This is a genomic window from Exiguobacterium sp. SH31 (assembly GCF_001816105.1).
In the GTDB taxonomy this organism is placed as follows: domain Bacteria; phylum Bacillota; class Bacilli; order Exiguobacteriales; family Exiguobacteriaceae; genus Exiguobacterium; species Exiguobacterium aurantiacum_A.
Window position 1 is genome coordinate 1 of sequence record NZ_LYTG01000045.1, and the last position, 11,887, is coordinate 11,887.

Sequence of the window (11,887 nt, forward strand, 5' to 3'; positions counted from 1 at the left end):
TTTCACCTATAATGAAATAATTATCTAAATTATCTTCAATCTGCTTTAATAGATGCTTCCTTTCAATAATTGTAAGCTCTTTCATTATAATCACCTTTTATTCGTAAATTCTCATACTTATTTCAATTTAATTATCTTTTTTTCCAACTCCATCCTGTTGTTCCTTTTCTGTTGTGTTTATATTTATAAGGATGTAAAGGATAATGTGTATCATATTGTGATGTTTTTTTACCTCTATGAAAATGTAATACTTTACGAGTGGAGGTATACTTATTTTTCCCATTACCAAAACGAAGATAGTTATAGTCAATCCGTATTGGATGTCGATCGATTAAGCGGTTTCTAACTCCAATTATCAATTCTCCTTTACGCCCTTTAAGGTGACCTCGACCACGGACAAGAAATTCAGTATTTCTTGCGTATCTTGCAACAGTTTTCGCACCTCTGACAATTGCTTTTCTTTTCCCCCAACCAATAGCACCTAATGCTGCTGCCCCTGCAACATACCCAACAGTTTTCCATCCACCATAATTACGTTGTTTAGCAGTTTTATAACCTGAATATGCTCCATAGCCAGCTCCAATTGCTGCCCAAGCCCATGTTCCATCTGGATCGACTTTTAAGACCGGATTATTATCCGCATATGAGTAACCATTAGCCATCGATACTGTCTCGTCCGCATCGAGTTCTGGGTCGACAGAGAGGAAAACAGCCTGTTCTGGATGGTAGTAACGGGCCATTAAATAGTAAAGCGCCAAGTCTTCGTCATAATAGTATGACGCATAACGAATCGGTTGACCTGTCAGCTTCGAATCGATGACATTCGTTGTGAGTGGTTTGCCCCATGTGTCATAGGTGTACTCGGCAGCAACGTTACCTGAAGTGTCCGTCATCGCTACAATATCCCCACGATAGTTCCGTTGATAATTGTACCATGTCCCATTTGTTTTTAGTCCGATAAGGATATGGTCTGCGTTATAGACGTACTCTCGGATTGGTTTGCCGGCCGTATCTGTCTCGGCCATCAGTCGATTTGAATCTCCGTCGTAATGGAAGAGAATCGTGCCGCTCGGCCCCGTCTTCTGGATACGACGCCCTTGTTCGTCATAAACAAATTGCCATTTCTTTGTGCCGTTGACTTCTTCAATTATAGTCAAGACCCCTAGACTGTCCTACGTATATATCGAGTAGAACGTATAAGGCTTTTTGAAAATTAAAAGAACGAACCAAATCACATGTCGTGATTTGGTTCGTCGAAAGTTTGAAAATACTTTTTAAAATTTATATATACTATCAAATGAGTAATAGTCATCTCATGGTCAGGTGATAAGCAGAGATGAAGTTGATACTATAATCAAAGCTTAGGACTCATTTCAACCAATTTAATCTTTAGCTTAATTCAAGCATCCGATTGATCTTTGTCTTCTTCAGATAATTCTTCAAGCCAAAACTTAGATCCAATTTGGTCTGAAATCCAAAATAGTAGCTCTTGATCATGTAGTTCAGGTTGATTTTGCTTAAGTGGACCCGCCTCAAAAATATAGTCTTTATTTTTAATGCGTTTTTCTTTTATAAAATCTCTAAAGTGGTATGCTCCATAACCTTTCACGGTATTTAGTTCTGGAAGCGTATCTTCACTAATACGTATGTCATTACTAATTTGAGATAAATAAGTGAACAAACGAGAAAGTGCAAGATAACCTTCAGCATTCCCTACAAAATTTACCCCATAATTATCTACTCGAACTTCTAACTTGGCTTCTTCGGTAAAGAATGGATCAAATGAGTCATACTCTTCTTCGTCATACTCTTCTTCGTGTTCTTTGCAGGTCATTTGAACTGATTCTCCTCTACAATTTAAAATTTATATCCTTGTTTCTTAAGATATTCTCTCACCTTTTTATTAGGTGGTCTAGTAGTCTCATGTTTCCTATTCGGGTGGTGAGGAGTTCCGTCTTTGTTTACAGAGCCTTCTTGCTTTCTGTTCTTATCCCAATGAGCATGTGGTTTGCTCCTATCATGATGCTCCAATCGAACTCTCCATCCATCTACATAAACAGTTTTTGATTGGAACATGTAATTTTTATATCGGTTGATTGCCCAAGGTATTCCATACGTTTTAATTAAATAAACGCCGCCAACTACTGCGGCCATACCTGCAAGCGTAGCCCAACCGACACCAGGAACGAAAATCAAACCTCCCGCAGGTATAGCGTATAATCCGGTGCTATCAATCATGTTAACTGGATTATTTTGTGCATATATATACCCATTAGCCATTTCCAAAGTTTCATCTGAATCTAACATGGGATCAACGGACAAGAAAACTGTCTGTTCAGGATGGTAGTAACGGGCCATCAAATAGTAAAGCGCCAAGTCCTCGTCATAATAGTATGACGCATAACGAATTGGTTGACCTGTCAGCTTTGGATCGAAGATGTCCGTCGAGAGCGGTTTGCCCCACGTGTCATAAGTGTATGTGGCAGAAACGTTACCTGAATTGTCCGTGATTGCTACAATATCTCCGCGGTAATTTCGTTGATAATTGTACCATGTTCCGTTTGTTTTGAGTCCGACAAGGATATGGTCCGCGTTATAGACGTACTCCCGAATCGGTTTTCCAGCCGTATCTGTCTCGGCCATCAATCGGTTCGAGTCTCCGTCGTAATGGAAGCGGATCGTACCGCTCGGTCCAGTCTTTTGAATGCGACGCCCTTGTTCGTCGTACATGAACTGCCATTTCTTTGTGCCGTTGACTTCTTCGATCGCAGTCAGTTTCCCCAGACCGTCCCATGAATATTTCAGACGTCCGTCATTGATCCGGTTCCCGTCTGCATCATACGCAATGGCTTGACTCTTGAACTTCGTCATCCGGTTGGAATCATCAAATTCAGCTATGACTTGGTTATTGATATGCGTGCGGTTCCCACGTTTGTCATACGCATAGCTGACTGTCTGTCCGTCAAGGATCTTCTCTTCAATCAATTGATTCATCGCATCATAGGAGTAACTTGCAGTTTTCCCGTCTTTTTTAAGGACTGAAAGGTTTCCATATTGATCGTAACTATATCGCTCAAATGCAATCTGTTTGTCACCAGCAGAGGCGGACCAGGCTGACACTGCCCCGGTCTCATCGAACTCGACCAATGACTCCCCGCCTTGTCCCGGCATGGTGATCTGAGTCGTCTTGCCATTCTCATTGTGACGGAAAGCCCAATGTTGACTATCGACAGTTACTCCATGGTTCCGTTTGGCGACATCATAAGTGAATTCACGTTTCGTTCCCGCTAACGTGATGGAGAGCGGAAGCTCGGTTCCGACACCGTTGACATCTTGGTAATCCCATGACTGAAGGACCTGGTGATAATCCGTCAGCTTCAACACACGACCTTTACCTGCATCTTTCGTATCATATTCGTATTTCTTTAGTTTCGCACTGTCGTTCCCCATTTGAATGGAAACAAGGTCGCCCGAGGTCGCATCATAGCCATATTTGAATCGTGTTGCATTGGATTCTTTTAGCTCGGTAATTTTTCCCTCATCGTCATAGACCTTTCCGAGTCTTTTTCCGGATGGCAAGATGGTTTCTTTTAAGTTGCCCGTATGGGGCTCATAAACATATTGAGAGCGTTGTCCCCCTGGACGGTCCACAGAAGTGATACGACCTTTTGCATACGTGTATGAAGTGATTTTTCCATCAAACGTTTTTTGTGTGACTTGTCCTTTCTTGTCATAAACATAGGAAATGACAGTCCCGCTCTCCGCGGTCGTCGTCGTCAAACGGCCTAGTAGATCATAGGTGTTCGTCCGTGTACGATTCCCTTGATCGACGGTTAAAACATTTCCGAACGCGTCGACCGTATTGGTCACTGGAAGTTTCGTCAGCCCGGCGTCTTTTAAAACGTGGTTTCCTTGCTTGTCATATGTCGAGTCAGACACGACTCGTCCGATAGATGCCCGGACCGCATCGATAAGAATGGTGCCAGTCGAACCGTTCTTGATGGTGAGATCGACTTTCACGAGTTTTTTGTTCTGATCTGACGTCAATTGAATCGTCTGACGTTGCCATGTCGTGTCATTGTCTTTTCCGGTATAGTCTAGCGCATGGAATGTGGCTGTTTTCTGTACCGTCGTTCCGTCCTCATATGTCGCTTCCACATTTAGTGAATCTGTTTTCGAGGCCTTTTGTGCCAGGGCACTCACATAGAACGGTTTTGCTATCGATTGGTTAACAAAACGTGCATTACAACACCGACAACATCCACGTCCATGTCGCCATCGTCGAGACGAGTCACATGCGCGAGCGCGGTAAACGAAAACCAAAATCGATCGAGCTGATGAAGTCGAAGGTCATCCACTCTCTCGCCGACCGGACAAAAGAACAGGAGAAACTGAACGCGTTCATAAGAAACGAGTTGGTCGCCCATAAACGGAACCGGAAGATCCAAACGCTCCCGAACCGTGTCCTGCGTCCCGAGCTCGTCCGTCAATTCAAGGACATCTATGAACGGTTGCCGGAAGATAAACGACAATGGCGCTACAACATGAACGGGATGCAGCCACTCCGTGAATCGCTCGACCGTCTGACTGACCGCTATATCGACATTCACTTCAAATCAGAGTTTCAAGCCTTCAACGAGCGGCTCGAGCAGGAGGTGTCGTTCCATCGTCGCAGCTACGGAGACACGGAGAAGGCCGAGCGTTACCGGACGACAAAGCGACAGGACCTTTACACCCGGATGGGGAACGCCATCCTCTCCGAGATGCGAGACTTGTCAAAAGAACAGACGACATGTGAGAAAAATGAAGACCCCAAACATCCGGTCCGACGAGCGTTCAAACAACAAAAGCTATTCAATGAATCACTCTACCGGATCGAGCGGCACATGAACGACGAATTCGAACACCTGAAGAATCAACGTGCTTTCGAACAGCTGGAGCGGGACATCGAATATGGAAAGTGAGGGAGGACGATGGAAGAGTTGAGACAGATCCGTCTTCGATTGAAGCCGGAGACGGTCGCGTATTTGGAAGAGTTCGCCGACGACAAGCGCTTCGGCCACCTCGGCCAGGTCATCGACCATATCGCAGAAGAACATAGACAACTGGCCGACGAGAAGTGGGACATGCAGTTCCTCACCCGCTCGATCAGTACGCAGGTCTCCCGTCATATCGAGGAGTTGATCAACGGGCAGGTGTCGACAGAACTCGAGCGCATCCGGCTCGCCGCGAACCGCTCCGACCGTCACGGACAAATCCTGACAGAGCTCCTGCAGGCGCTCATGCAGACCGAGGGCATCGAGGACATCATGACGACGGACCAGTTCAAACCGACGTTCCTCGAGACGGCGGAACATGTCGTCCAGGAACGCATCGAGCATCAGAAACAGAAGAAGGACACACTAACTTTTGAGAGAGGATGAATTCTATGCGACCACTTGATCGTCTCTTTACGATGGGACAACTGTTGACAATTCAACCGAACACCGTCACGGTCCTCATCTATGGAAAACGGTACGACATCCCGATATCCGTTTCCGAGCATCAACTTTTGACCGCCATCGCGCAAGACGAGATTGTCTTACTTCCCGTCAATTTCGAGCGGACACAACTGTTACTCGACATCCCGGAAACGTCGCCACAACTTGAACGTGAACTGAACGAATTTGCGGATAGTGATGAATCTGTCACCGACTTGTTGAAGGAAGGAGTATGACACGATGGCCAAGATAAAGACGAACGAAGAACGGAAAGCCGAGCTCGAGGTCTTGACCGAACAGATGGGACAACAGATCGACAGCTACTTCGAGAGTCCGGAGAAGATCCGGGAACATCTGCAGTTCCTCGGCAAGTTCCATCAATACTCGATGCGGAACGCAGTTTTGATTGAGTCCCAGTTCCCCGGCGCGGTCGCGGTCGGCTCTTATCCGTTCTGGGAGAAGCAGGGCGCACAGGTCCAGAAAGGTGAGCGTGGCATCAAGGTATTCGTCCCAAATCCAGTGACTTATGCCTTACACAAAGACGAATGGGTGCCGCTCAGCAAGGCACCGAAGCCGGTCAAAGACGGCGTAAAGCAAGGACGCGTCCCGTCACGTAAGATGATGTACTTCAAGATCGGTCACGTGTTCGAGTACACGCAGACCGACGCACGCGAGAAAGGAATCGAGGTCTCGGACATCTTCAAACGGTATCACCGGGACGGCGGGCTGGAAAACGAACAAGACATCCGTGACGCCTTGACGACGATCGCGGATGCCCGGAATGTGACACTATTGGAGGAACCGCTCGACGAGATCGGAACAGCGAAGGGCTGTTACTATCCGGAGCTACATTCGATCGCCTTGAATCCACGGAACACATCGATCGAGGACATCACCGTCCTGATCCACGAGCTCGCGCACGCGGAGCTGCACAACCAAGAGCGGAACCTCGAACGAGACAAACCGCTCACGGCACCCGAGAAGGAGTTCCAAGCCGAGATGATCGCCTATGTCGTCTCGCATCAACTCGGTTTCCCGACGGACGATTTCTCGCTCTCTTACTTGGCCGGTTGGACGAAAGACAAGGAACTCCTCGACAAGGAACAGCTGTTGCAGGAGGTCCATCAGACGTCCGCAGGCTTCCTCGACCATATCGAGTCACACTTAGAAAAAGTACACGCCTTACAACAGGAGAAAGAACAGAGCCCTCTTGATTACCTTGAACAGCTGGAGCGGCGTATGGGATGGAAAGACGCTGACCTCAGTCTTTATGAACGGGTGCATGCCGTACAAAGTGTGTCTCCCGAGGAGGTGGAGCCCTATCTGAACGCAAAAGCGACCCTCGAGACGAACCTGAAGATGGATCGCGTCGATGGCCCGCTCATGTATATTCACGATAAAGGTTTCGGGTTCCAGTCATTCGGTGTCGCAAACAATCACGACTTCAATGACGACGCGCTTGTCGTTTACACGATTGCATTACCAGATCAGCCATTGATTAGCGGTCACTTTGATCCCGAAAAAACAGTTCATCCATTACACGATTTAGAAAAGAACAATAAGGTTGAAAAACCAACCCTCAAAAATCTTGAAGATAATTGGCATGATGTGTTGCTTGCTGATGAAAAGGAACCCTTTTCACGAACCGCTTTTTTGAATATTGAACGCTTAGTTTAACAAACCGTCGTATTAAAAAACACTCCCTAATAAGAAAGCAGATTTTTACTTTGTCTGCCTACTTTTTTGGGAGCATACTTGTAAGATTCAATTTTTTTAATCATCTTTATTTCTTACTGAGATTTGCATTACTAAGGTTCGCCCTAAGAATAATAAAAAGACTCAACCTTTCTGAAGTCAAGTTGAGTCTATCTCAAAGTGTTTATATTTATTTGGTAAAGTAAAAACTATATTATCAGGTTCGAAAAATAAACTCTAAATCAGAGGTTACCCTTTAATTTCAAATATTTTTTCACACAATCATTCCAAGAATTTTAATTGTTCTTTTTTTCTCTTTTCAAAAATGCGGAGCGCTTCACCTTCTCTCTCAAGTAAATCATCATAATGATTCGAGCCGTCCACTAATTCTTTATAACCCCAAATTGCGTTAACATTATTGATTAATGGGAAATCAAAACTCCAATTTTCTGGAATTTTGTGTTTTTCTACAGTAAATAACTCAGCTGGAAACCATGAAGGGTTATAATCATTTACTTGAATTAAGTATTGTAAAGAACCACCCCAAAGACTCATACCATAAACTATATAAGTATCATTAATTTTCAACTCAAAATCAGCCTCAATAGAGTATCCTAGTTTTATTGTATTGGGTAAAAGATTTACGCCGGTCACCTCTTTACATTTAACTTTCATTTTTTCTTCCCTCTTTTATCATCAAATTTAAAGTCATCAAACTTTCCGGTTTTTATATTCTTAAGATAATGTATCTCCACTCCATCTACATTTTTAGCCATTTTCCTCCACCCGTCTTGTTGTCTCCATCTTGGGTCAGTCATTCCTTTTGTCATATTTAATATTCGACCTGAATTAGGATTATAGAGAACGTTTCTCATTGCAACTTCTTCTTTGTAAGTTCTTGGGACTTGGCGACCTGTAGATCCTCTACCTAGTGATTTACTACGAATCAAATATTGTAAATTTGAAAGAGGGACTGATTTTTTCGCGGGTACAGTAATCTTTCTAACACTAGTGTAATACCTGATCCCACTACCATAAGAATAGTATCCATATCCATATCCATCAGGACGCCACATAAGTCCGTCTGGATCAATCCTTGTCAACGGATTGTTCATAACATAACTGTATCCATTTGCCATTTCGATTGATTCGTTACTATCTAATAAAGGATCAATTGAAAGAAACACAGCTTGTTCTGAGTTGTAATAACGAGCCATCAAATAGTAGAGCGCCAAGTCTTCGTCATAATAGTATGACGCATAACGAATTGGTTGACCTGTCAGTTTCGAATCAGTGATGTTCGACGTGAGCGGTTTACCCCATGTGTCATAGGTGTATTTGGCAGCAACATTACCTAAAGTATCCGTGATTGCAACAATATCTCCACGATAGTTCCGTTGATAATTGTACCATGTCCCATTTGTTTTTAGCCCGACGAGGATATGGTCCGCATTATAGACGTACTCCCGGATTGCTTTGCCAGCCGTATCTGTCTCGGCCATCAGTCGGTTCGAATCTCCGTCGTAATGGAAGCGAATCGTGCCGCTTGGCCCTGCCTTCTCGATACGACGTCCTTGTTCGTCATACATGAACTGCCATTTCTTTGTGCCGTTGCCTTCTTCGATCGCAGTCAGATTACCTAGACCGTCCCATGAATATTTCAGACGTCCGTCATTGATCCGGTTCCCATCTGCGTCATACGTAATGGTTTGACTCTTGAACTCGGTCATCCGGTTGGATTCATCAAATTTAGCTACGACTTGACTGTTAATGTGTGTGCGATTCGAACGTTTGTCATATGTGTAATTGATCGTCTGTCCGTCAAGTGTCTTCTCTTCGATCAATTGATCCATCGTATCATATGAATAACTCGCAGTTTGCCCATCTTTCTTTAAACCTGACAGGTTTCCATATGAGAGTCGGTCGGAGGCAACACACCATCTAGAAACACATACGTCGTGCTCCTCCATCCCATATCGCACTATCATGAACGGGATGATTTTTGATGAGACGTTTATATATGCGGGACGCAGCTATCGATTCACCACTGACCCTGATCTAAAAAAGAAGAAATAGATGAAATGAAATTCCAAAACAAAGAACGTTTTTGACAGATTTGGTCGACGACGTTTCATGCGCAACACCTCCTAAGGTTTTCAAGAACCGTATTCGATTTGTACATAAACTCGTCACTGTTTGCCATACGTAACACGAGATACACTTAAATCAAAAAGGAGTTATCTCATGAATCTTCAAGAGTGGATTAAACTGTTTTACAAGACGGAAACACTGCGATTTGATCACCTTTGGACATACTTACACACGACACCCCAAGAACTTGAAGCGTACATCGATCGACTCAATCCTTGGTTGAACATCGCTTTGAAGTCCTCTGCTGGTATCGATGACGCGGAAATCATCGACGAACTTGAGCATTACCTACTTCAGCGATTCAACAAACGAAGAAAGAAAGTCAAAGTCACGCTCGAGGTCGAGTTGGAACTATTGGAAGGTGTCTTCAATTTTTCTCAGACCGAAAAAATGAGAATGATTGAACGAGTCACAAACCATATGGAAGCCCAAAACTTGAAGGATTGGCGCATCGTGAGGATGCAGAAGATATAACAGTCTTACAATAAACATTTTAATTATTTCAAAATAATGTTATAGGTAGATTTTCATATCCCATTATTTTATACTTTTTGCAAAAGTGTAATGGAGGAATTTAAATGTTCAAAAAAGGAACTTTGATTTTAATGACGGTTTTATTGGTAAGTAATCTAAGCTTGGGAATTCCACTCGGTGTTTATGCCAACGAAATCCCTGCAAAAAATATTTCAGATGAGGCTATCGATGTAAAAGTCACGTTTACTGATTCCGAGATTGAAGCAATATCTCTCGAACGGGAAGAAATTATCACAGACATTACTAAAAATGTACAAGAGACCGAGACATTACTTGACGAAGTGGTATCACAAAGTTTGCAAGAAACTAAACAGAAAACTTTAATTGATGGTTTAAATGAAGAACTTGAGATGATTAATACTCCGACTTCGAATGTCTCTTTTGACACAAACCTTGACAAGGAGACTTACGAAATCAACGAAAATTTATCTGTAACTTTTGATGATAATTTCATTATTGTAGATGAATGGAATGAATCAGATGAAATTGAATCTCAAGAGGACGTTGAATCTAATCTCCTCTCGTTCGTTCAAAATATTTTCTTCCATCCGGTCCAAGCAGCAGGAACAAGTAAAATTAAGAATGCTTCTAATACTCGAAGTATTTACGATGCAAGGGCCACTAGTTGGAAAGTTGTCACAGCATATATTGGTGCAGAGTTCACTTATAATGGAACTACAGTCACTGCGAGAAGAACAGGAAACTACATGAAGACTGAAAATGGGGGAGGTATTCTTGTCGACATAGTCGATAAAAAAAGTGAGGTTCAAAAGCCAAGTAGCTCGAGAAGAATCGCTTATCAAGAAGGAACAGCTATTATGGGCATCACTTTTAAAGGACACGGGCTCAAGTTACAAGAACGATATTTACGTGTGAATGTAGAGTGTAACGCAAAAGGGACAATTACTAAAAATTCTATTTTAAGATAAACTGGAGGTATGGACATGAACGTTCTTGATTTTGCAATATTTTTACTGCTATTCATTTCATTCGTAATTTTTATGATTGTCAAATTAGTAAAGAAACCAAAGAAAAATAAAAAATTGTAAGTTCAAAGTAAAAATAAGTTACTCGTTCAACATTCAATCAATTCTGTGTTTATATCGCTGACTATGATTGAGGAATAGTTCTATCCATACAAGCTTCGCACATTCAAAAATGAAAATGTGATGGCCAGGAAATAGTTTACATCAATTTAATACGATAACGATTGCAAAAGGCGTATTCTCAATAGCACAGAGAATACGCCTTTTCGTTAGATTCCTCTAAATTTTAAATTCATTTATTTTCACCAGATTCATTTTTGTACATTCCTGACCTCTTTTTAAACCTTACATGTTCAATCAACGCCTGCATGATTTGTTCTTCTTTAATGCCAAAATCCTGATCGAACGGCACTCGCTCTCCTTCGAATAGAAACGCATCAACCAAGTAAAGGACTCGTGGTTTTTTACGCGGGGCGCTTTCCTTGAGACATCGTTCCCAGACGAACTGCTCGAACTCTTTTGAATGACTCCTATGCTCGATCGCACGTCGTACCATCGCCCGTGTGATTTCAAGATAATCTTCCCATAGCCAACGTCCGGCCACTTGGTGCCACATCTCGATTCGCCCCTGCTCCTTGATTGCTTCTACATCGACTTCGACGTGATACGGGGCCTCTTCTTCATTCTTGACGACATCCCGAGCATCCCCTGTCACCGACTCCGGATACAGCTCCCATCCTTCAGGCATCCGTTCTTTGATGAACTGCTCGAGCGAATCCTCACTGATCCGATAGCCTTTTTTACGCGACTCGAGCGGTTTCGCCTGGATCACGCCTTTTCGTACCCAGTTGCGGACCGTCTCCTTATGGCTTGTAAGCTTGTTCTTCGATAAGATTTCAAATGCTTCGTCAATCGTATACATACATATCCTCCTTTAATACAATGATGATTTTATTAAATAATACCATAAATATTGTATTAAAGTGCTGAGATTCCTCAGGTGATTTTAAATTCATTAGAAATATCTTAATGCACTCTAAT

11 protein-coding genes and 1 pseudogene are annotated in these 11,887 nt (G+C 43.1%); 6 read left to right on the top strand and 6 right to left on the bottom strand.

Annotated elements, in window-relative coordinates; all coding sequences use genetic code 11:
• Positions 1–131: 131 nt before the first annotated feature.
• The 3 genes and pseudogenes from A6395_RS07595 to A6395_RS07605 form a co-directional block, all read right to left on the bottom strand.
• Positions 132–1,160 (bottom strand): annotated as a pseudogene (locus A6395_RS07595) (RHS repeat domain-containing protein); the annotation flags it as partial.
• A gap of 239 nt (positions 1,161–1,399) precedes the next feature.
• A complete protein-coding gene (locus A6395_RS07600) occupies positions 1,400–1,834 on the bottom strand; it encodes a hypothetical protein (RefSeq protein ID WP_071398593.1) in 435 nt (144 codons plus the stop codon).
• A gap of 23 nt (positions 1,835–1,857) precedes the next feature.
• Complete coding sequence (locus A6395_RS07605) at positions 1,858–4,020, bottom strand: RHS repeat domain-containing protein (protein WP_145963262.1); 2,163 nt, start codon at positions 4,018–4,020, stop codon at positions 1,858–1,860.
• Between the two features lie 218 nt (positions 4,021–4,238).
• Here A6395_RS07605 and mobL point away from each other — a divergent pair, with 218 nt between their 5' ends.
• From mobL to A6395_RS07625, 4 genes are read left to right on the top strand one after another with little or no spacing between them, the layout of a single operon-like run.
• A complete protein-coding gene (gene mobL / locus A6395_RS07610) occupies positions 4,239–4,964 on the top strand; it encodes a relaxase MobL (RefSeq protein ID WP_071398595.1) in 726 nt (241 codons plus the stop codon).
• A 9-nt stretch (positions 4,965–4,973) separates the two neighbouring features.
• The gene (locus tag A6395_RS07615; protein ID WP_071398596.1) at positions 4,974–5,423 is read left to right on the top strand and encodes a hypothetical protein; all 450 of its coding nucleotides are present in this window, start codon (positions 4,974–4,976) and stop codon (positions 5,421–5,423) included.
• A gap of 5 nt (positions 5,424–5,428) precedes the next feature.
• Entirely contained in the window at positions 5,429–5,716 is a 288-nt protein-coding gene (locus A6395_RS07620) for a hypothetical protein (RefSeq protein ID WP_071398597.1), read from the top strand.
• A 4-nt stretch (positions 5,717–5,720) separates the two neighbouring features.
• A complete protein-coding gene (locus tag A6395_RS07625) occupies positions 5,721–7,157 on the top strand; it encodes an ImmA/IrrE family metallo-endopeptidase (RefSeq protein ID WP_071398598.1) in 1,437 nt (478 codons plus the stop codon).
• Positions 7,158–7,457: 300 nt separating this feature from the next.
• Here A6395_RS07625 and A6395_RS07630 read toward each other — a convergent pair whose 3' ends face one another.
• Together A6395_RS07630 and A6395_RS07635 are read right to left on the bottom strand one after the other, a co-directional pair.
• The gene (locus tag A6395_RS07630; protein WP_071398599.1) at positions 7,458–7,850 is read right to left on the bottom strand and encodes a hypothetical protein; all 393 of its coding nucleotides are present in this window, start codon (positions 7,848–7,850) and stop codon (positions 7,458–7,460) included.
• Positions 7,847–9,163, bottom strand: a complete 1,317-nt coding sequence (locus A6395_RS07635; RefSeq protein ID WP_084813006.1) for an RHS repeat domain-containing protein — start codon at positions 9,161–9,163, stop codon at positions 7,847–7,849. Before A6395_RS07635 ends, A6395_RS07630 begins: the two co-directional genes overlap by 4 nt.
• Before the next feature lie 256 nt (positions 9,164–9,419).
• Between A6395_RS07635 and A6395_RS07640 the strand changes: the two genes are divergently transcribed.
• Both A6395_RS07640 and A6395_RS07645 read left to right on the top strand, forming a co-directional pair.
• Positions 9,420–9,800, top strand: a complete 381-nt coding sequence (locus tag A6395_RS07640) for a hypothetical protein (RefSeq protein WP_071398601.1) — start codon at positions 9,420–9,422, stop codon at positions 9,798–9,800.
• 104 nt (positions 9,801–9,904) lie between these two features.
• Complete coding sequence (locus A6395_RS07645) at positions 9,905–10,789, top strand: hypothetical protein (protein WP_071398602.1); 885 nt, start codon at positions 9,905–9,907, stop codon at positions 10,787–10,789.
• A 349-nt stretch (positions 10,790–11,138) separates the two neighbouring features.
• On the opposite strand, the gene A6395_RS07650 is transcribed toward A6395_RS07645, so the two are convergent.
• Positions 11,139–11,768: a helix-turn-helix domain-containing protein gene (locus A6395_RS07650; protein WP_071398603.1), complete on the bottom strand. Its 630-nt coding sequence runs from the start codon at positions 11,766–11,768 to the stop codon at positions 11,139–11,141.
• Positions 11,769–11,887: the final 119 nt, after the last annotated feature.